At 40.9% G+C, this 20,605-nt stretch carries 25 protein-coding genes and 1 rRNA gene; 1 reads left to right on the top strand and 25 read right to left on the bottom strand.

Going from position 1 to position 20,605, the window contains the following annotated elements; all coding sequences use genetic code 11:
- Nucleotides 1-146: 146 nt before the first annotated feature.
- The 11 genes from ridA to metG all read right to left on the bottom strand — a co-directional run bounded on the left by ridA (nucleotide 147) and on the right by metG (nucleotide 10,189).
- Nucleotides 147-524, bottom strand: a complete 378-nt coding sequence (gene ridA, locus C6Y07_RS18450; RefSeq protein WP_034665708.1) for a 2-iminobutanoate/2-iminopropanoate deaminase — start codon at nucleotides 522-524, stop codon at nucleotides 147-149.
- Between the two features lie 38 nt (nucleotides 525-562).
- Complete coding sequence (gene purR / locus C6Y07_RS18445) at nucleotides 563-1,396, bottom strand: pur operon repressor (protein WP_034665706.1); 834 nt, start codon at nucleotides 1,394-1,396, stop codon at nucleotides 563-565.
- Between the two features lie 55 nt (nucleotides 1,397-1,451).
- Nucleotides 1,452-2,321, bottom strand: coding sequence for a 4-(cytidine 5'-diphospho)-2-C-methyl-D-erythritol kinase (ispE, locus tag C6Y07_RS18440; RefSeq protein ID WP_060595352.1), 870 nt, complete (start codon nucleotides 2,319-2,321; stop codon nucleotides 1,452-1,454).
- Between the two features lie 146 nt (nucleotides 2,322-2,467).
- On the bottom strand, nucleotides 2,468-2,653 hold the full coding sequence (locus C6Y07_RS18435) for a small, acid-soluble spore protein, alpha/beta type (protein WP_012008653.1): 186 nt from the start codon (nucleotides 2,651-2,653) through the stop codon (nucleotides 2,468-2,470).
- A 163-nt stretch (nucleotides 2,654-2,816) separates the two neighbouring features.
- Nucleotides 2,817-3,074: a biofilm formation stimulator Veg gene (gene veg / locus C6Y07_RS18430; protein WP_003217979.1), complete on the bottom strand. Its 258-nt coding sequence runs from the start codon at nucleotides 3,072-3,074 to the stop codon at nucleotides 2,817-2,819.
- 213 nt (nucleotides 3,075-3,287) lie between these two features.
- The gene (gene yabG / locus C6Y07_RS18425) at nucleotides 3,288-4,172 is read right to left on the bottom strand and encodes a sporulation peptidase YabG (protein WP_012008652.1); all 885 of its coding nucleotides are present in this window, start codon (nucleotides 4,170-4,172) and stop codon (nucleotides 3,288-3,290) included.
- 130 nt (nucleotides 4,173-4,302) lie between these two features.
- Nucleotides 4,303-5,181 carry a 16S rRNA (adenine(1518)-N(6)/adenine(1519)-N(6))-dimethyltransferase RsmA gene (rsmA, locus tag C6Y07_RS18420; protein ID WP_066031453.1) on the bottom strand — a complete coding sequence of 293 codons (879 nt, stop codon included), beginning with the start codon at nucleotides 5,179-5,181 and terminating at the stop codon, nucleotides 4,303-4,305.
- Nucleotides 5,174-5,734: a ribonuclease M5 gene (gene rnmV, locus C6Y07_RS18415; RefSeq protein WP_060595350.1), complete on the bottom strand. Its 561-nt coding sequence runs from the start codon at nucleotides 5,732-5,734 to the stop codon at nucleotides 5,174-5,176. The genes rsmA and rnmV overlap by 8 nt, the downstream gene beginning before the upstream one ends.
- A 160-nt stretch (nucleotides 5,735-5,894) precedes the next feature.
- Nucleotides 5,895-7,097, bottom strand: a complete 1,203-nt coding sequence (locus C6Y07_RS18410) for a G5 and 3D domain-containing protein (RefSeq protein WP_034665691.1) — start codon at nucleotides 7,095-7,097, stop codon at nucleotides 5,895-5,897.
- A 244-nt stretch (nucleotides 7,098-7,341) separates the two neighbouring features.
- The gene (locus C6Y07_RS18405; RefSeq protein WP_034665688.1) at nucleotides 7,342-8,109 is read right to left on the bottom strand and encodes a TatD family hydrolase; all 768 of its coding nucleotides are present in this window, start codon (nucleotides 8,107-8,109) and stop codon (nucleotides 7,342-7,344) included.
- An 82-nt stretch (nucleotides 8,110-8,191) separates the two neighbouring features.
- Nucleotides 8,192-10,189 (bottom strand): methionine--tRNA ligase, encoded by a 1,998-nt coding sequence (gene metG, locus C6Y07_RS18400; protein ID WP_034665685.1) that lies wholly within the window; start codon nucleotides 10,187-10,189, stop codon nucleotides 8,192-8,194.
- A gap of 520 nt (nucleotides 10,190-10,709) precedes the next feature.
- Between metG and abrB the strand changes: the two genes are divergently transcribed.
- Entirely contained in the window at nucleotides 10,710-11,000 is a 291-nt protein-coding gene (abrB, locus tag C6Y07_RS18395; RefSeq protein ID WP_087975202.1) for a transition state genes transcriptional regulator AbrB, read from the top strand.
- Nucleotides 11,001-11,045: 45 nt separating this feature from the next.
- On the opposite strand, the gene rsmI is transcribed toward abrB, so the two are convergent.
- The 14 genes from rsmI to rrf form a co-directional block, all read right to left on the bottom strand.
- Nucleotides 11,046-11,924: a 16S rRNA (cytidine(1402)-2'-O)-methyltransferase gene (gene rsmI, locus C6Y07_RS18390; protein ID WP_060595349.1), complete on the bottom strand. Its 879-nt coding sequence runs from the start codon at nucleotides 11,922-11,924 to the stop codon at nucleotides 11,046-11,048.
- Nucleotides 11,902-12,198, bottom strand: coding sequence for a GIY-YIG nuclease family protein (locus tag C6Y07_RS18385; protein WP_060595348.1), 297 nt, complete (start codon nucleotides 12,196-12,198; stop codon nucleotides 11,902-11,904). Before C6Y07_RS18385 ends, rsmI begins: the two co-directional genes overlap by 23 nt.
- On the bottom strand, nucleotides 12,185-12,928 hold the full coding sequence (locus tag C6Y07_RS18380) for a tRNA1(Val) (adenine(37)-N6)-methyltransferase (RefSeq protein ID WP_060595347.1): 744 nt from the start codon (nucleotides 12,926-12,928) through the stop codon (nucleotides 12,185-12,187). The genes C6Y07_RS18385 and C6Y07_RS18380 overlap by 14 nt, the downstream gene beginning before the upstream one ends.
- A gap of 55 nt (nucleotides 12,929-12,983) precedes the next feature.
- Nucleotides 12,984-13,337, bottom strand: a complete 354-nt coding sequence (gene yabA / locus C6Y07_RS18375; protein WP_003217957.1) for a DNA replication initiation control protein YabA — start codon at nucleotides 13,335-13,337, stop codon at nucleotides 12,984-12,986.
- Nucleotides 13,338-13,351: 14 nt separating this feature from the next.
- Complete coding sequence (ricT, locus tag C6Y07_RS18370) at nucleotides 13,352-14,179, bottom strand: competence/sporulation regulator complex protein RicT (RefSeq protein WP_012008643.1); 828 nt, start codon at nucleotides 14,177-14,179, stop codon at nucleotides 13,352-13,354.
- Nucleotides 14,180-14,181: 2 nt separating this feature from the next.
- On the bottom strand, nucleotides 14,182-15,171 hold the full coding sequence (gene holB / locus C6Y07_RS18365) for a DNA polymerase III subunit delta' (RefSeq protein WP_106037503.1): 990 nt from the start codon (nucleotides 15,169-15,171) through the stop codon (nucleotides 14,182-14,184).
- 11 nt (nucleotides 15,172-15,182) lie between these two features.
- The gene (locus C6Y07_RS18360; RefSeq protein ID WP_034665673.1) at nucleotides 15,183-15,623 is read right to left on the bottom strand and encodes a YaaR family protein; all 441 of its coding nucleotides are present in this window, start codon (nucleotides 15,621-15,623) and stop codon (nucleotides 15,183-15,185) included.
- 12 nt (nucleotides 15,624-15,635) lie between these two features.
- Nucleotides 15,636-15,965: a cyclic-di-AMP receptor gene (locus C6Y07_RS18355; protein ID WP_024425625.1), complete on the bottom strand. Its 330-nt coding sequence runs from the start codon at nucleotides 15,963-15,965 to the stop codon at nucleotides 15,636-15,638.
- A 79-nt stretch (nucleotides 15,966-16,044) separates the two neighbouring features.
- Nucleotides 16,045-16,683 (bottom strand): dTMP kinase, encoded by a 639-nt coding sequence (gene tmk / locus C6Y07_RS18350; RefSeq protein WP_034665671.1) that lies wholly within the window; start codon nucleotides 16,681-16,683, stop codon nucleotides 16,045-16,047.
- The gene (locus C6Y07_RS18345; protein ID WP_106073174.1) at nucleotides 16,680-18,089 is read right to left on the bottom strand and encodes an aminotransferase class I/II-fold pyridoxal phosphate-dependent enzyme; all 1,410 of its coding nucleotides are present in this window, start codon (nucleotides 18,087-18,089) and stop codon (nucleotides 16,680-16,682) included. The genes tmk and C6Y07_RS18345 overlap by 4 nt, the downstream gene beginning before the upstream one ends.
- A 77-nt stretch (nucleotides 18,090-18,166) precedes the next feature.
- On the bottom strand, nucleotides 18,167-19,225 hold the full coding sequence (locus C6Y07_RS18340; protein ID WP_106073173.1) for a toxic anion resistance protein: 1,059 nt from the start codon (nucleotides 19,223-19,225) through the stop codon (nucleotides 18,167-18,169).
- Nucleotides 19,226-19,244: 19 nt separating this feature from the next.
- Entirely contained in the window at nucleotides 19,245-19,859 is a 615-nt protein-coding gene (locus tag C6Y07_RS18335; protein ID WP_106157164.1) for a 5-bromo-4-chloroindolyl phosphate hydrolysis family protein, read from the bottom strand.
- A 128-nt stretch (nucleotides 19,860-19,987) separates the two neighbouring features.
- Nucleotides 19,988-20,179 (bottom strand): sigma factor G inhibitor Gin, encoded by a 192-nt coding sequence (locus C6Y07_RS18330; RefSeq protein ID WP_003217973.1) that lies wholly within the window; start codon nucleotides 20,177-20,179, stop codon nucleotides 19,988-19,990.
- 171 nt (nucleotides 20,180-20,350) lie between these two features.
- Nucleotides 20,351-20,466, bottom strand: a 5S ribosomal RNA gene (gene rrf / locus C6Y07_RS18325).
- Between the last annotated feature and the right edge of the window lie 139 nt (nucleotides 20,467-20,605).

Below are 20,605 nucleotides of genomic sequence, written 5' to 3'. Positions count from 1 at the left end.
AAACTTTTTTTGAAATATCGGGATATTTATACATTATTTGTCATTTTGGTGACGACGCTTACATTCTTTGCGTGAAAAAAAGACATCATGATGATGTCTTTTCCTGCATATGATGAAACCAAACGGCTTTCGTTGAGACTGCCTGTTTACTTTACTAATGCAATTACTTCAATTTCTACGAGTGCATCCTTAGGAAGTCTTGCTACTTCCACACATGAACGAGCTGGCTTATGTGTATGGAAATACTCACCGTACACTTCATTTACTTCTGCGAATTGTTCCATATCTTTGATAAAAACTGTTGCTTTCACGACTGTCTCAAAGGAAGCACCTGCTGCTTCAAGTACTGCCTTAAGATTACGGAACACTTGATGTGTTTGTTCTTTAATATCTCCATTTACAAAGTCTCCAGCTGGCGTTAATGGAATCTGCCCTGAGCTGTAAAACATGTTATTGACAATAATCCCTTGAGAGTAAGGTCCAATGGCTGCTGGTGCATGTTTGGTTTGAACAACTTTTGTCATATCAATCTCTCCCATTCAACTACATGTTTGATCAAAGCTTAAGCTTTCGAATGAAAAAACTCGTGGAAATTGCCTTCATTGATCTCAATGATCTTCTGCTTCATATCAATGGTTGAAAGCTTTAAAAGCGATACATATTCATCAACGAGACGTTCATTTACGCCTTCATCTTCTAAAAGAACACCGATCCCTGCAACATTTGCATTAAATTCCTCAAGCAAATTCATCATGCCGTTAATGGTTCCGCCCGCTTTCATAAAGTCATCAATGATTAGGACATTGGATCCTTTATCTAAACTCCGCTTTGCAAGTGACATGGTTTGAATTCGGTTAGACGAACCTGACGCGTAGTTAATACTTACAGTTGATCCTTCGGTTACCTTATTATCTTTTCTAACGATCACAACAGGCACATTTAAATAACCCGCAACAGAATAGGCAATTGGAATACCCTTTGTCGCAACGGTCATGACGACATCAATCGCACGGTCTGCAAAGATGGTCGCAAACAGCTTACCGATTTTCGCAAGAATTGATGGATTACCTAAAACATCGGTTAAATATAAATAACCGCCAGGAAGTACACGTTCAGGAGTCGATAGAGCCTCTCCGATATCGTTTACTACGTCGTCTGCTTCTTTTAGGTGAATCTTTGGAATATATTTCACTCCGCCAGCAGCACCAGGTACAGTAAGCAATGTGCCTATTCCCTGCTGTTCGAAGGTCTGTTTGATAATCGTTAAGTCTTCACTAATAGAGGACTTCGCAGATTGATATCTTTCTGCAAAAAAAGTTAACGGTACTAGTACGTGCGGGTGGGCTAACAAATAATTTGTTAAGTCCACCAATCTGCCGCTTCGACGAAACTTCATGAACTTACCCCCAGAACCCGAATAATTTATGATAAATATAACTTAATATACGGATTTAATCAAGGGCATTTTGTTCGCCGATCATGCGGACAGCGTATACTTGATCACAAAATCCTCTCAGTCCGTTATATATTCTTTGTACCTTCGATTCATATTGAATCAAGCCAAATACTGTAGGGCCGCTTCCACTCATTAAAACAGCGTCAGCACCGAAACGCTTCATCTGTCTTTTGATCATATCTACTTCTGGGTACATCTTTAATGTCACAGACTCTAGAACGTTGCCGAGTGAGCCGCACATCTCTTTATAATCTTTCGCTTCAATCGCTTCAATCATACGCTTTACATTCGGGTGTTCTACTTTGCTTGCGTCATATTGTCTATAGACTTCAGCTGTAGATACCCCAATCACCGGCTTCGCTAAAATCACCCAGCAATGCGGCGGTGTCGCAATATGCTTCAGCTTTTCTCCACGTCCTGTCGCTAGTGCTGTGCCTCCGTGTACACAAAAGGACACATCTGAGCCGATCTCCGCTCCAAGCTCAGCTAGTTCATCTAACGTGAGGTTCAACTTCCACAAACGATTTAAGCCGCGAAGAGCTGCTGCCGCATCACTGCTGCCTCCAGCTAAACCTGCTGCGACTGGAATTGTTTTCGTGATGACAATGGATACACCTTTTTGAATACCGAACCTTGTTTTGAGCAATTTAGCCGCCTGATAAGCCAAATTACGCTGATCATCTGGCACGAATCGATTATGAGATGATACACGGATTTCATCCTTGTCCAGCTCCGTCAGCTCTAGTCGATCTGCAAGGTCTATTGTTGTCATCACCATCTCCACTTCGTGATATCCATCCGGTCTTTTTCCATGAACATCAAGTGAGAGATTAATTTTTGCCGGTGCTTTTTCTAAAATACGCAAACATTTCACCTACTTCTCCATCTAAACATAAGTATCAATATTGTATCACATTTGATGGATCTGATGAATATAGGCTTTTACGCCGAGCACACTGACTTTTTCATCAAAAAAAGCCAGAGACACCCGAGGTATCCCTGACCGTTTTTCTATCGTTGATTCTCATCCTGAGCCATGTGCTGTTGAGCTAATTCAATGGCACGTTTGACCATATTACCTGCGTCACGCGCACGAATCTCTCCCCAGCCTCCATTTTTGACGGTATCATAAAATCCAAGATCCTTCGCCAGCTCGTATTTGAACTCATCTGACATAATACCTCGGCGTCTACCCAAACGAAACAGCCCCTTTAGTCGAGAATTCGAATCAGTGCCACTGCTTGTGTGGCTTTCTTATTTTGTATCGAATCCTTTCTTTTACCCCTTTCAAAAAATGGACAGACTCCCATTCAGAAAAAAAGGCAAAACAAAAAGCAGTAAACAAGAAGTTCACTGCCCATTAATAGGCGACTGAGCTAGCGGTATCATCGAACGTTAATTCGACCGTCTCAGTCAGTATATCTGCATAACTATAAGAAACTCTTTCAAACGAATTCTCATCTTGATCTAATTGAATCACAAATACAGAAGGGTACGTTTCAGCTAAAATGCCCGAACGCTCAATTGTTTTACGGCGGCCCCCGTTAGCCTTTAACGTCAAACGTTTACCTAAGTTACCATCAAGCGATCTTTTGATGTCGGACAAAGTCTTCGCCATTGCATCCACCTCACTGAGATAATTATACAACAACGGCTCGTTTTTGTCAAATAAAAATTAAATTATATCAACGAACACGAGCCATTGTCAACAAAATAATTTTGACAAACTTCTACCTTTTCTTCTCCCTATTTTTCTCAAATTCCGGTGAATTATGTATCCTTTTGCAATTTCTTTTTGAACATAAAAAAAACCAGACTGAAATCAGTCGGGTTATGTCGATTCATGGTCTCTTTTATATGGCATACCTACCCTTAGAACGCCCTTCGTCTCGATGCCTCCGAGGCCTTTTTCTCTTGTTAATGTATTTCGGAGCACATCCCACACGTTGATTCGATCTACAAATGGAGTGAAGCTGATCTTCGCAACGATATAGACGGGGTCGAGCGCATGGATATTCACACGGGAAGGCGAGCTCGCAAAATTGGCACCTGCTTGGATCAATGATTCGAAATGAGATTGACAGGCACCTGCAAAGATCACAAGCTGATCTAAATGAGGAATTTTCCGTCTTGCTTTTTGAACCGTTTCAACGAAATGACGAGAATGGCGATAGGCACCGATATCATGTACGCCGCCCTTTTGCTTGGAATACGCATCATGTCCTGTGATGACCAAAATATCAGGTCGATATTGATCAATTAACGAGTCAATCATGCTTGGCATTTTCTTCTCATGGCAATGTACACCGTACACAGGTACACCAATTCGTTCATATACATCCAAGCATTTCTTTAGGTATGAAGCATCTCCATCTAAATGAAGGACCTTTCCAGGCATGTGAAAATACTGCTCTTGATGCTGATATTGTCCAGAAGTATAATACTCTTGTTTTTCCCGCAGCAGCTGATAATCCTGTCTAAGTAAGTCAAGCGATTCATTGATTTTTCGTTCGTCATTTTTCTCTCTAGTCAGCTGTTCCTCTTTTTGAACCTTGACGAGATCTGACAACTTGGCATCAGCAATCAACCTCACTTCATTCCCATGCAATATGGCGGTGGCTTCGTGCTGATCGGTCTCATCAATTCGAATGATTCGAAACAAAATATCCATTTGATAGGATGCCCTTGTCACCATATCTCCTATTTGAAATTGCATGCTTTTCACTCCACAATCAGGCTCATATCCTGTTGGTATCGTCTTGCACTAAATATGTTCGTCTTTCATATGTGCTGTTCTTTCTAGCCTATGCCCGAACAAGCGAAGTGGTGAAAAACAAAAAAAGCCCTTAAAACAGGGCTTTTTGTAAAACATTCGACAAACGGGCAAATTCCTCAATGGATAATGACTCGCCGCGGCGCTTTCCATCAATGTCTGCTGTTTGAAGTGCTTCTTCGATGATGGCTTTATGTTTTTTTCCATCAGGTAAATTGTTCATGAGATTATTCATCAATGTTTTTCGGCGCTGACCAAAGCTCGCACGGATCAATTGAAAGAAAAACGCATCATTTTCTACTGAGACAGCAGGCGTTTCACGAACGGTTAGTTTAATCACAGCCGAATCCACATTAGGCTGTGGAACAAAAACCGTTTTAGGCACAACCATTACTGTTTTCGCTTCCGTATAGTATTGAACTGCGATAGACAGCGAATTGTATTCCTTTGATGAAGGGACTGCTGCCATACGATCTGCTACTTCTTTTTGCAGCATGACGACAATCCCTTTCAATGGAAGGTTTTCTTCAAGCAGCTTCATAATAATCGGTGTCGTCACGTAATATGGAAGGTTGGCGACAACCATCACTTCTTTACAGTCAGCAAAATTTTCCTCGATGACCTTCCTCACATCCGCCTTTAATACGTCTTGATGAATGATCGTGACATTATCATATGGAGAGAGTGTATCGTTTAAAATGGGCAATAAACGCTGATCGATTTCAAAAGCGGTGACTTTCTTTGCACGCTTAGCGAGCTGCTCGGTCAATGCACCGATACCAGGCCCAATCTCAATCACGCCGGTCTCATCCGTCACCTCTGCGTGATCGACAATACGATCGAGTATATTTGTATCAATTAAAAAGTTCTGCCCTAAGCTCTTTTTAAAAGAGAAACCGTATTTCTTCAGTATTTCCTTCGTTCTGATGGGTGTCGCAATATCTTTATTCATCGGCTTCCTCCTGCATGACGGTCTTTAAGGCCGCAATAAAATCATGTTTGGTTATTTGGAACATGTGAAGGCGCTTTTGCAGCTGCTTCGCATTGGTATATCCTATATTTAAAAGCATACCTAGTCGTTCGCGGCGGCGTTTCGATGCTTCTCCTCCGATAAGGCCTGCGTCAAATAAGTCATCTAATGTAATGTCACTTTCCGATTCTTCCATTTCCTCATGGACATGGGCTAGGCATTCTCGAATACTGTCCAAGGAAGCATGCTCGACACCAATTCCTTTGTCTCGCTTCGCCTTCGCAAGATGTTTTGGCAAAAATGCGTGCTTACAGCCAGGAACCGCTTCTGCGATGGTTTTCCGGATCTTCTCACCAGGGAAATCAGGATCAGTTAAAATAATGACCCCTCTCGTCTCCTGAGCAAGACGCACTTGTTGAATAACTGTATCACCAATAGCTGATCCGTTTGTTTCGATCGTATCTGCATCAACTGCCATCTTCACTCTGGCAGTGTCATCACGACCTTCCACCACAATGATTTCTTTGATTTTCATGTATTCCTCCGCTTGCAAAAACAATAAACAATTTTTGGTTAAAAAATGAAACCTTTCATGCTGTTTTTGCGTCTAATTAATTAGAAAACAGTGCTTCTATTATAACCAAAAAAACAGAGGGTGCGCAAAGCCCTCTGTTCATATAAATGATTTGATGTGTTTATTTGAGTACTCTAATTTTCACTCGTTTATTTCCCCATTGATAAGCTGCCGACTTATTTGGGACGAACACATCGATTTTATTCCCTTTTATAGCAGATCCAGTGTCTGATGCAACGGCATATCCATAGCCTTCCACATACACTTTAGAGCCTAGCGGAATGACACTCGGATCTACTGCTATAACCTTTGCACCCGGATTTGCTTTTAAATCAAAGCCTGTTGACGTTCTGCCCGTACATCCAGCACAGCTCGCTGTATAGGCTGTCGACGCCACATAAAATTCTTTTCCAGACGATTCATTGCTTCTTGAAACGGCAGGTGTCGCTTTAGGCTCTTTATTGGACACTTGTGTACCAATAGCCACTAAACGATCCTTGCTATCTTTTTCAGTCACTTCTTTAATCAATTCTTTAGACACCACTTTGCCGTTTTCTTTCACAATGGCATAGTGCTTCTTCAATTTACCTTCTTCACCTTTTTTAAGCACCTTCTCTTTTCCTTTTTCAAGAGAACGATCCTTTTTATGTTTGGTATCAAAAGCAATTTTCTCTTCCACTACATCGGTGACTTTTTCCACCCGAGTGATCTTTATATCTGCGCTCTTTTTAGAAAGGTTACTATGTAACGCAGGCTTGATCTTATCGTGCTTCTTGAGCCTCAGCTCTTGTTGCTTTAAAAAGTCAGCGACCGTAGTCGAAGTGGTCCACACCTTTTTATCTTTTCCTCCATCATTTACGCTGACCTGGAAGGCCTGCTGAACCACAAGATTCATATCCTTTTTAATCTTGTCATTCTTTCCTGGAGTTACTTGATCGTGCTTCCCAATATCTATCTTCTCATTCTTCAATAATGCTCCAACCGTCTGATCTGTTGTCCATATCGTTTTCTCTTTCCCATCTAGGGTCAGATGAACCGGTATAGCCGCATCATACACAATGTTCATGTTGTCTTCAATTTTTGTATTTAGACTTGGAGAGATATGATCCTCCGCCCTGGTCTTTATTCCAAGGTCTGAAAGCAGCTGTGCTACTGTCTCTTCATGTGTACGAATTGTCTTCTCTTTACCATTGATTGAAATGGTAATAGACTGCTTAGTGAGCTCATGCGCACCGTAAGCCGTCCCAGTTCCAGCTAAAAGCAAGCAAACAACTAGTAATAAAACCTTGCCTTTTCCTAGCTTAACAGAAAACAGATTTTTCATTTTTTGTACGATGAAAAACGCCTCCTTCTCCTCGGAGAGATTATATAGAGTATCTCAAAACCTGTCAACCCTTCCTCCCACTGTACAAAAATGCTCGATTGTAACCCTATTATGGGAGATTGATGGAAGGAAGGGAAGAAAGACTTATCGACAACTTATCCTATGAGGAGGCGCAAACGTGTAGAACATTTTCGTTATGTTTCACAATTGGACAAGCTTAAACAAGGATTGACATCATATACTGTCAGTTTATACCGAAAACTTTTTTCGCATTTTTTGTGGTCAATTCAGCAAGCTCTTCAAAGCTTGTTTCTCGTAACTCCGCGATCTGTTCTGCGATATATTTCACATAACTTGGCTCGTTACGTTTCCCTCTAAATGGCGCTGGCGTTAAGTAAGGGCAGTCTGTTTCAATTAAAAGCCGGTCACTTGGTATGTCCTTGACAACTTCCTTCGGTTTTTTGGCATTTTTAAATGTCACGGGTCCACCGAATGAAATATAAAAGTTCATATCCATACACGCTTTTGCGATTTCTAGGCTGCCCGTAAAGCAATGCATAATCCCTCCAACATCAGCCGCTCCCTCTTCCTTTAAGATCGTCACGACATCTTCCGTTGCGTCACGATTATGAATAATGATTGGAAGATTCACTTCCTTCGCAAGAGCAATTTGACGTCTAAAGACTTCCTTTTGTACATCTTTTGGCGACTTGTCCCAATAGTAATCCAGACCCATTTCTCCAATCGCAACGACTTTTTCATGTTGAGATAATTCTTTGATCCACAGCAAATCCTCATCTGTCATATCAATGGCATCGACTGGATGCCAGCCAATGGCTGCATAGATGAAATCATACTCTTCAATTAATTCCATTGCTCTTGTAATTGTCGGGCGGTCAAACCCTACCACCACGATTTTTTCGACTTTTTCACTTTTCGCTCTTTCGATCACCTGCTCTAAGTCTTCATTATATTGTTCAGCATTTAAATGGGCATGTGTATCAAATAACATCGTTGATTGCTCCTTTCGACAATTCTTCTAAAAAACAAAAGGTGTTCGACGAAATGTTACACGTGGAACACCTTTTGTTGATTTATAAAATTTTTGTTCCATTTGCTAGAGATCGGTCTACTTCAAGAACCTGCAATTTCCCATCAGTTTCTCCAGTTAAAATCATTCCCTGGGAAATTTCCCCTCTGAGTTTGACTGGTGTGAGATTCGCTACGCAAACGAGCTTTTTCCCCACTAATTCCTCAGGTTGATAATGCTTGGCAATCCCTGAAACAATTTGTCTTTTTTCAAATCCAAAATCAAGCTGAAGCTTTAAGAGACGATCCGCTTTTTTCACTGGGGCTGCTTCCAGTACCTGTGCTACTCGAAGATCAACTTTTGAGAAATCATCAAATGCAATTTCTGCTCCAAGCTCAGGTAATTCCGTTTCTTCTATTTCTACTTTCTCTTCTTCCTTTGGTGCACTTCCCTGCATTTTCTCTTTAATATACGCTACTTCTTCTTCAACCTCTAAACGAGGGAACAAAGGCTCTCCTTTTTGTACCGTCGCTTGTTGAATGGCACCAAAAGATAGAATGCTATCCCAGCTTTTAAGCTTCTCTTCTTCAATGCCAAGCTGGAAGAAGATTTTCTCAGGTGTTTTCGTTAGGAATGGCGTTAAGAGCACCGCTGTGATGCGCAGTGATTCTGCTAAATGATACATGACAGAATGCAGCTCTTTTCGTTTTGTTTCATCCTTTGCCAACACCCATGGAGCTGTCTGGTCAATATATTTATTGGTTCTGCTGATTAATGTCCAAACATTTGAAAGAGCCACCGAGAATTCAAGGTTTTCCATCGCTTCTTCATAGGCTTTGACTGTTTGCTCAGCTACCGCTTTAAGTTCCTCATCAAACTCATTAACTGGACCCTTATAGCTGCTTAATGTACCGTCAAAATATTTTTGTACCATCGCAACTGTACGGTTAAGCAAGTTACCTAAATCATTGGCAAGGTCATAGTTTACACGTTCCACGAATCCTTCTGGTGTAAACACACCATCCGCACCAAATGGTACTTCACGAAGGAGGTAATAACGAAGGGCATCAAGGCCATAGCGATCAATTAATGTGACGGGATCTACTACGTTCCCTTTTGATTTAGACATCTTCCCATCTTTCATCAGCAGCCAGCCGTGTGCGAAAATTTGTTTCGGTAGCGGCAGATCTAGTGCCATCAGCATAATTGGCCAATAAATCGTATGGAAGCGTACAATTTCTTTCCCTACGAGATGCACGTTAGCAGGCCAATATTTTTTATATTTTTCATCCTGATCAGTTCCGTAGCCAATCGCAGTTAAATAGTTGAATAACGCATCAATCCATACATAGATGACGTGTTTTGGATTGTTAGGAACTTTAATTCCCCAATCAAAGGTTGTTCTTGATACAGCCAAATCCTCTAAACCTGGTTTAATGAAGTTATTGATCATTTCATTTTTTCTTGATTCAGGCTGAATGAACGTTGGATTCTTCTCATAATAGTCTAGTAAACGATCCGCGTACTTACTCATACGGAAGAAATATGATTCCTCTTTAATTAATTCGACAGGATGTCCGCTGTCAGGGCTTTTCCCGCCAATGACTTCTCCTTTTTCATTCCGCTCAACATCCACAAGCTGTGTTTCCGTATAGAATGTCTCATCAGGAATACTGTACCAGCCTTCATATTGATCTAAATAAATATCACCTTGATCAAGCAGCTTTTGAAACACTTGCTCGATGATTTTCGTATGTCTTTTTTCTGTTGTACGGATGAAATCATCATTCGAAATGTCGAGTTTCTTCCATAATGATTGAATGTCTGCTACGACCGGATCTAAATACTCGATCGGTGTAATATTTTGTTCTTCAGCTTTTTGCTGAATTTTTTGTCCGTGCTCATCTGTACCCGTTAAATACATCACATCATAGCCTTGAAGACGTTTATAACGAGCCATAGCATCCCCTGCTACTGTCGTATAAGCATGTCCAATATGTAATTTTCCGCTCGGATAGTAAATAGGTGTTGTCAGATAAAACGTTTTTTTCTTTTCCGGCATGTCGGAACCTCCTGCATGTGTGTAAATGTCAAAAACTCCCGCCCAATGGACGAGAGCGGTTATCATCATTACATGAAAATGTGTTAGATCAATTCATTAAATTTTGCACTTGTGCTTTCTCTATGATACCATCTTAGCCTTTAAGATCAAGCATATATACATAGAACAAGATGAAATGATCGAAAAAGATGAGTTTTTCGAAAAAAACGACAAACCTGTCGACATTTTGTCGAATATTGTCGTATGAAATCTATTTCCAGATTTACAATTGTCTAATTTAGGGCAAAAGTCTTGTTAATCTGAACTCGTCATTTCTCATATTTTCATAGAAAAAACCCGAGAAATCCTTATAAATCAATAGTTTCAAGGTCTTTTGACTTTAAGAGTCATATTTTACAAACAATAGTAAACAAAATGATTGACGATTTATGGAAACCTTGTTATGCTATGAATGTAAGGAATTTGTCGAATAATGACGAAGATAATATTATATTAAGAATAAGAACTCTTTGGGAGGAGAATGAAGATGAAATCTACAGGTATTGTACGTAAAGTTGACGAATTAGGACGCGTGGTGATTCCAATCGAACTTCGCCGTACTCTAGGAATCGCTGAAAAAGACGCTTTGGAAATTTATGTTGATGATGAAAAAATTATCCTAAAAAAATATAAACCAAACATGACTTGCCAAGTTACAGGTGAAGTATCAGACGATAACCTTAAACTTGCTAATGGTAAATTAGTTCTTAGCCGTGAAGGTGCAGAGCAAATCATTAACGAAATCCAAAACCAACTTCAATCACAAAAATAAGTTTGATATAAAAAAGGTTCTTGCACCGTTTGCAAGAACCTTTCTTTATTGTTCAATATGATAGGCATCGTATATCATGCGCTTTGGTACACCACGTTCGACGGCTGTACGTTTAATGGCTTCCTTCGACGTTAATCCTTCTTCTATGTAATGGATCACGTGTTCCTTTTCAGATAAGGACTTCCACCAGACATCTTCATTTAGCTCTTCTTCATCTTGATCATTACCTTGTACGACAAGACAGAATTCACCCCGGATTTGATGCTCTGCGGCCCATGTCAGCACAGACTCTAAATCTCCACGAATAAACTCTTCAAATTTTTTCGTTAGTTCTCTCGTAATGGCGATATTCCGGTTGCCCCACACTTCCTTCATCAAAGTCAGCGTTTCTTTTAATCGATGGGGCGCTTCATAGAAAATGATTGTTTCTTGACGCTTCTTCAAAGCTTCGAGCTGTTTTTTCTTTTCCTTTTTTTGTCGGTCAAGAAAACCATAAAAGAAAAATGGCTGAGGTGTAATCCCTGATGCAATGAGTGCTGTAAGTGCAGCATTTGCTCCAGGTAACGGAACGACATAGCCGCCAATATTAGTAAAGTCTCGAACCACTTCAGCACCTGGATCTGAGATCGTCGGTAAACCAGCATCGCTCACGAGTGCGATGTTTTTTCCTTCTTTTAACCATTCGATTAACTTGTGGCCGCTGCTGTCTTTGTTATGCTCATGATAACTCGTTAATGGCGTATCAATTTCATAGACATGACAAAGTTTTTTCGTTTGTCTTGTATCTTCTGCGGCAATATAGTCTACATCTTTTAATGTTTGTATGGCTCGAAACGTCATATCTTCTAAATTGCCAATTGGGGTTGGGACGAGATACAGAATGCCCATATCTGATTGACCATCAAAGCTTTTCTGTGTTTTCATGTGCCGCCTCCTTTTCTAAACGCATTTCTTCTATATAAAGGTCTTTCTTTTTCCGTGTCCACGTTTTGAAACGATATTCTTGCTGCATGGCTTCTCTTTTGGTTGAAAAACATTCATGATAATACAGCTCAACCGGCCGTCTTGCTCTTGTATACTTTGCTCCCTTTCCACTATTGTGGATCGTCAGTCTTTTTTGCAAATCATTTGTATAACCTGCATACAGGCTGCCATCTGCACATTTCAATACATAGAAGTAATGATTATGCTTCTCCATACAGTATCGTCCTGATTTCTTCTGTATACTCTTGATCATCTCCATAAACAAAAAGAGGCGGGAGAATTTTCAGATCTGGTTTTCCATCTTTTATACCCTCTACTAAGATGGTATTGGCTTCTTTCCCCTGTTTGGGATAAACAAATTGAATTCGTTTTGGCTCAATTCGGTACTTCTTCATCAATTCCACAATCTCAAGCAGCCGACCCGGCCGATGAACCATCGCCAGTTTACCTCCTTGCTTCAGCAGCGTGGAAGAAACGCGAATGACATCTTCTAATGTACAATGGATTTCATGCCGAGCAATTGCCAAGTATTCATTTTCATTCATTTCTTCCTTAGAAGGTGTCTTAAAATATGGCGGATTACATGTGATGACATCTACTTTGTGGTTGCCGTAGCGTGCTGGCATATCATTCAAATCACCATGAATCAATTTAATTTGCTTTTCAAGTTGATTATACGCCACACTTCTTTTTGCCATATCAAACAGCCGTTCTTGAATTTCGACCCCAGTAATGGAGGCCTTAGATCGAGTCGAAAGCAGCAATGGCACAATGCCATTTCCCGTACAAAGATCAATGATCTCTCCTTTTTGGATTGGCACATACGCAAATTTCGCTAATAATACTGCGTCCAATGAAAAGGCGAAAACCGTTTTACTTTGAATAATCTTCATATCTTCGGCGAGCAAGTAATCTAATCGTTCATCTTCTCTTAACGAAACCATGATGTATCCTTTCTTTTCCTGTGAAAAAGGCTTCCGATTCAGCGGAAGCCTTTTCTCATTTTTTATTTAAAAATGACAGACAGAACAAACAGTCTCCCTCTTTACGAATGCTCCCATAATGTACATTACAAATATGGAAGCCCTCCTGATATAACCGAGCCAGGTTATCATGACCTTCTCCTATATCAGAATGACCTGGCTTCTGAGCAGAATCATTCTCTGTCTCAGACGATTTGTCCCGATCAGACTGATCCAGACGTTCACGCAAGTGCTGATTCTCCATCTGCAGCTGATGATTTTCTTCAATCACTTCACCGATATGATTTTTCAAATCACCTAACTGGCGATAAAGAGAACCGATTTGTTCTTCTAAATTGATCACCGTATCAAATAGTTCCTTTTTATCCAAGGTGGCACACCTCGTTACTCAGTTGTTTGTGCAGATACAACGCCTTCTTGTAATAATTCTTCCCACGTATATTCTATCACTTTTTCTTGCCCGGTTAATTCAACTTGCAAAATTCGTTCTAAAATGTTGAGCCCTACTACCTTTGCAGAGCCACTAGATGTCTGAATCGTTTCACCGATATCGGGCAATTGTTCTTTCGCTGTTTCATACTCATCATTCTCATATTTCAAGCAGCACATCAAACGGCCGCAAAGCCCTGAAATTTTTGTAGGATTTAGCGACAGGTTTTGGTCTTTTGCCATCTTAATGGATACTGGTTCAAAGTCTCCTAAGAATGTCGAACAGCAAAGCATTCGCCCGCAAGGACCTATGCCGCCCAGCATTTTTGCCTCGTCTCTTACACCAATCTGGCGAAGTTCAATTCTCGTCTTGAAAATTGAAGCAAGATCTTTCACTAGCTCGCGGAAATCTACTCTGCCATCCGCTGTGAAGTAGAAGATGACCTTGTTTCGGTCAAATGTAAATTCAACATCGACCAGCTTCATTTCTAGCCCGTGTTCACTTACCTTCTGAAGACATGTATCAAAGGCTGTCATCGCTGCTTCTTTGTTTTCCTCAACGATGAGCCGGTCTCGTTCGTCTGCTACACGAATCACCTTACGCAGAGGAAGAACGACATCGTGTTCATCTACTTTTTTATTAGCGATGACCACTTGTCCGTACTCAACTCCTCTGACCGTCTCTACAATGACACAACTATCATTTTCTATATGAAATCCATTAGGATCGAAATAATAGATTTTGCCCGCTTTTTTAAAACGAACACCAATTACGTTGTACAAACTTATCCCTCCTGCAACATCAACACCAATTGCTCCATCAGCCCTTGGGCATTCACGTTGGATTGAAGTCTCTTTTTCGCTTCTAATACAGCAAGGATCTGGTTCGTCACCATCTGCTGTGTGGAATGCAGCGCGTGCTGCTTCATTGTCTGGAATAAGTCTTGATAAATGACTTTATCTTCATTTCCTATTTGAATCGACAATACATCACGATATATAAATAAAAGCATATCCAGACCTGTTTCTTGAAGGTCTTTCTCTTTGAAAAAAGGCATCCATTGATCTTGTATATAAAAAAATGCATGTTCTTTTCGCTGGTGTAAGACTTCATACAATTTTATCACTTTCGCTCTAGACTCTGCAAACTGATCATTTCGACTTAATTCGAGTGCTTCTGCTAAATTGTTGGTTAAATTCGACAAAAGCCTTGCAAGATGCTGAGATACGCCTTCTTGTAATAGCTGCTGCTCCAAGGATTGCGGCTGCAGCGGCTGAAAGCTAAGCATCTGACATCTTGAAATAATCGTATCCAGCATTTTATGCGATTGCTCAGTGATTAAAATTGCCATCGTTTCCCGGTTAGGCTCCTCTAGGAACTTCAATAAACTGTTCGCGGCATTGACCGTCATTTTGTCCGCATGAAGAATGATATACATTTTTCGGTGAGATTCCACACCTGCTTTTGTAAATTCCTCTTGCAATGCCTGCACTTGCGCTTTCTTAATCGATTGACCATCAGGCTGCACGAGATGTAAATCGGGATGGTTTCCTGACTCAATCCTTTTGCAGTTTTGGCAGGATTCACATGGTTTCACTCCTGCTTTCAAGCAAAAAAAGCTCTTAGCCAAAAGCATCGCAGCATCCAGCTTTCCCGTCCCTTTTTTTCCTTCAAATAAGTAGGCATGCGCAAGTCGGTCTTTATCAATACTATTAAAAATCAGCCGCATGACGCGCGGCTGCAAATCATTCATGTCATCCCAGCTAATTGCCATGTTATCACTCTCTATGTGTAAAGGTTAATCAATAAACCTTTTATTTCTCCAATACGTTCAAGCAAATCAATAGAAGGTTTCTCTTGGTCCATCATATCCTCTGTTAATTCAATCAGCTTTTCATCTAATGCTTTGACTAAAGCGAGTGTACGCGTGTTGCCATAAATGTCAAAGCTCCTTGATGTTTCTATATTGAATCCATTATCGACTGTCTCTTTTACAAAGCGCTTCACAAGCCCTTTAAACCTTGCCAAGTCCTTTAGGTTTCGTGACTTTGTCAGCTTTTTACCGAACACTTCGATATCACTCAGCATAACCGTCAGCTGCTCTAAGCGCATTTTGCCGCTTTGCGTCTCCATCGATGCTTTAAAGGAGGCAGATGTTTGGCTTCCTTTAATGCCTTGGAGTTCACGCTTTTCTAAAAGCAGCCGCATATCTTGATTAATTTTCACAGCAACCCATCCTTAGAATTGATGAAATTGTTCAACTGGCAGAATAAAGACAGTAGCTCCACCAACTTCAACCTCAACAGGGTATGGTACATATGAATCTGCGTTACCACCCATTGGAGATACAGGTGCAATCATTTGATCACGTTTGCGGCAATTTTCTTTTATAAGCTGTAATGCTTTATCCACTCGGACATCATCACAACCAATGATAAAAGTCGTATTCCCAGACTTTAAAAACCCACCAGTTGAAGCTAATTTTGTCACGCCGAAATGATGTTCAGTCAATATTTTCAACAACTTGCTGCTATCTTGGTCCTGTACAACGGCAACAATTAATTTCATTTGATTGGCCTCCTTTGTTTTAGGCACAGGTGACATGCCGATGTCTTCCTCTATATTATAACAACGATTGGGAATGAGGTCATATTTGATTTTTCTTTAATGTGTCCTGAATCACCCGAAGTACTTCTTCATAGACATCCTGTATCGGCTGAGACGCATCTACTACACGGAATCGTTCTGGCGATTGCGCAATAAGCAGTTCATAGCCTTCTCTGACCAACTGGTGGAAATTCAGCGTCTCCATGTCTAATCTGTTTTTTTCTCTTCCTTGATTGGCGTGAATTCGTTTTAACCCTTCTTCAGGTGTAATGGAAAAATAAATGGTCATTTGCGGCATCGTACCATCAATAGCAAAGTCGTTAATTGATCTGACTTGGTCAATTCCAAGCCCTCTCGCATAGCCTTGATAAGCGAGAGAGCTATCAACAAAACGATCACATAAGACTGTGTCTCCGCGCTGCAATGCCGGTTCTACCTTTTCAGCCAAATGCTGCCTTCTCGCTGCTGCATACAGCAATGCCTCTGTTTTCGCATCCATTTTCGTGTTTTTTTCATTTAAAATGACTTCACGAATCTGCTCAGCAATCTCAATGCCTCCCGGCTCACGTGTCGCCATGACTGCATATCCTTGACGTTCCATTTCTTCGTACACTTTTCGAATCACTGTCGTTTTTCCGGCGCCCTCTGGCCCTTCAAACGTAATAAACATACCGCTCATAGTGTCTCCTCTTCTATATAAACATATAATTTTCTCTGATGAATGACCTGACTTGCTTGAACATGAACCTGATGTCCAAGCAAACGGCTTAACGCCTCAATTTGATCTATCTCAATACGCTCTCCCTTAATCATCAAAGGAATACCAGGCGGATAGGGAATAATTGATTCTGCACTCATCCGGCCTGCTGCATGTTCAAATGGGACAGCCTCTATGTCTTGATTTTGCTCATCAGTCTCAATAGATAACGTCTCATTTTGGATATGTTTTTTTCCTTTGATCAATGAATCACTTTGCTTAAGAGCCTGCTCGATCCGCTTGAAAGGAACGTCCTTCCTCTGTTCTAAGCTAAGAATAAGTAAAACCTGATGTTCGTCCGCAAGCTCTGGATGAACATCCACTGATTCAAGCACCCGTTTTAGTTCGTAACCAGTCAGTCCTTTTGTTGATCGAATGACGCATTTTAATGGATCGGAAAGCAGCGAGTCAGGCTCAACCACTTCAAGATGAGTCAGACGGTTGAACTGATCTTTCAGCTCTGTCAGTTCTTTCATGATTACATCCAATGTCCCTTTTCCTTTGATCTCCTCGACATAAGCCCTCGCCACATCTAATGAGGCCATAATTGGATAAGACGGCGAACTGCTTTGAAGCATCGTGAGAAATGTTTTCAAACGCTTCGCATCGATTCGGTCCCCTTGAAGATGAAGATAGGAACCCATCGTCATTGCCGGAAGGGTTTTATGTGCTGATTGTACCACCACGTCCGCTCCATAGGAAAGAGCAGATGGAGGAAATGCGCCGCCTAATACAAAATGCGCGCCATGAGCCTCATCAACCAAAACAACCACACCTGCTTCATGACACATGTGAATCAGCTTTGATAAATCAGCTGCATGTCCATAGTAGTTCGGATAAGTCAAAACGATTGCTCGGCAATTAGGATGTCTTGCTATGGCTTTTCTGACTGTATCATCCGTCACATGTGTTGGAACATGCAAGTGTGGGTCTATCTCAGCGTCTACCAGAATAGGCGTTGCCCCTGCAAGCTCGATCGCATGGAAGACAGACTTATGGCAATTACGCTGGACAAAAATCTCGTCTCCCGTGCGGCATGCCGCCATCACCATCGCCAAATTTCCGACTGTTGTGCCATTTACAAGGAAAAAGCTTTGATCTGAACCATATAGCTTAGTCAATAAATTTTCTGCCTCTTGAATCACACCAGTCGGGTGATGGAGATCATCTAGACCTTCAAGCTCCGTCACATCCAGCTGAAGGATTGAAGCATAGTGGGACCGCGCCTCATCAAAAAAGACATCTCCATTGTGATGTCCTGGAACGTGAAAAGAATAAGGCTTCTTTTCCGCATGCTGTGCTAATGCTGTATATAAAGGTGTTCTCAAACAAATCGACCCTTTTCACTTTAACGATATCTTAAGTCTATTATAACGTTCAAACAAGTGAACCGAAAGATGGTTTCTCATTCCTTTATTGGATTCGCCAGCTGCTGCTCTGCCTCATACATACTGCTTTTCAATTGAGCTCGCTCTTGGCTTCCATGCTCTTTCACCTGTAACGTTTCCTGTAATGTTTCAGCTAATTGACGTTGGACCTTTTTCAACGTATCTATAGGAGCAAAAGATACCTCTTCAAGAAGCTGTCCCTGCTGCTTCGATACCTTTTCATATGTTTTTTGGATTCGGTTCTCAAGAGCTGAATTAGCCCGCTGCTGAATATGCGTTAACGCAATCGACATTTGGTTGATCCATAGTGGAATAGACGCAGAAACAGTTGATTGAATATGATTGGCCAAAGTATGATTCGTATGCTGGATCATCCGAATTTGAGCATTACATTGCAATGCAATTTGCCGGCTTAACAGCAAATCATACTTTCGTTCCTTTAGTCTCTCCACATACTCTTCCTCATTGACTTCTTGACTCATCAATTGCTCCTCTATTGTCCGGTCAACAGAAAGTTGCGTTTCTGAAATAGGCCGCTGCTCTAACGTTGTCATTTTCGCTTCAACTGCTGCGACCTGCAGCGTCATCTCTTGAAAATAAGTTTGATTTTCTTCAAATAAACGCTCTAATAACATATGGTCCGAGATTAATACGCCTCTTGCATAACGAAGTCTTGCTGACAATCTCTCGATCTGTGATTTTGCATGTTGAAAACGCGATATGATCTCCTGAGTAGATCGTTTATCCCGTTGAAACCATTTTAAAAAAATGCCCTGTTTCTTTGGCAGTAAATCCTCAGGCTCCACTACATGCAGCTGCTGCAAAAAGGTCTCAAGCACGTCTCCTATTTGATCGATATCTTTTTTCTCAACATATTTCATCATCTGTTGTGATTGTTCCAATAGTCGTTCCTGCACACGTGTACCATAGAAAAGCAGTTTTTGCGGATTGTCAGGGATCTGCTTAGCACGCTGCACGGCTTCTTTTTTCTCCTCATCAGATAAGGTATCAAACACCCGAAACTGAAGATCTGTAGTGGAGGCAGGTGATGGTGTGGCGTGATCTTCCGGTTTCATCGAGTTTGACTCCTTTCATCTATTTCTTCATCATTTTATCTGCTACTTCAAGCTCAATATGAAGAGCTTCTATGTCTCTTCCTAAAACTTGCTGCAAATCATTGGTCAATTGCTTTTGCAGCTCTGTCAATGTCACTCGGGTTTGGCTCAATGTCATTTCCAGCTCATGACTACGATTAGGCTGATTATACAATAGTGCATATTTCTCAGTTAGTTCAACGACAGAATCCAAGCTTTCGAAATAAAAACGCTGTGCATCATAAAATCGATTTGGCTCTTTTTTTGTTATTGTATAGATTCGTCGTGCAAGCCGAAGAACTTCATAATTATGTTTGATCGTTTGTACGTTTTTCACAGCAAATAAAGCTTTTTTTAAACGCACGAGCTTTTGCCCTGCTTCTTTTAAATGCTGTTTGATATATACATAATCACTACGAGACAGTCCGTGTTTCTTTAAAAACAATTGGAAAGCAGTCCATCTGCCCCCTACAAACATCACACCCCATCCAATCATCGCATACAGTATCGATAATCCAGCATGATGATGGAAAACCCCTATACTGACGGTTAAAATCACAACCGAAAAAAAAGTAGAGAGGATGGCCCATATAAATGTATAAAAAATTGATTTCATGTTCATCGACTCCTATGAATAATCAGGCTCTCTGTTTATCTTATTATGAATTACGGATGATGTCCAAACTAAGTTCCAAAAAACAAGACCAATCCTTTATAGCTCATAAAAAAAGACCATCTAGTGGTCTATGAATACAAAGGCGGCGTATGAAGATTTTTAAGCTTTCTCACATAATCGGAATAGCTAGGATCCGAGGTCGATGTAGAAATTAACTTTCGCTCACAGTCTCGGCACAAAAACTGATGATATAAATAAATTCCCTTTGTCTTTTTCTCTTCACAAATCAAACAAATCGCTTCTCGCTCTTTTTTGCTCATTGTGACACCTCCACTTATAGCTTCAGTATGCCCTAGCGCTTTCAATTGTATACAAAATTAAGAATGTTTTAGATGGTAGTTTAGTATATGTATCCATGTCAGATCGGGTGTTTGTTCCTTTTCTTAAAAAACAAAAAAGACCAGTTCCGTATGGAACTGATCCTTAGAAAAGCTTGGCGGCGTCCTACTCTCACAGGGGGAAACCCCCAACTACCATCGGCGCTGAAGAGCTTAACTTCCGTGTTCGGTATGGGAACGGGTGTGACCTCTTCGCTATCGCCACCAAACCTGATGGAGAGAATGTTCTCTCAAAACTAGATAACAATGTTCATGCTTCACATTAGAATATAGGTTAAGTCCTCGATCTATTAGTATCTGTCAGCTCCACGTGTCACCACGCTTCCACCTCAGACCTATCAACCTGAT

Origin of the sequence: Bacillus sp. LNXM12-1 (assembly GCF_003004375.1) — a bacterium.
Taxonomy (GTDB): domain Bacteria; phylum Bacillota; class Bacilli; order Bacillales; family Bacillaceae; genus Bacillus.
The sequence above is the reverse complement of the archived record's forward strand: the minus strand, read 5'-3'. Positions and strand labels throughout refer to the sequence as shown.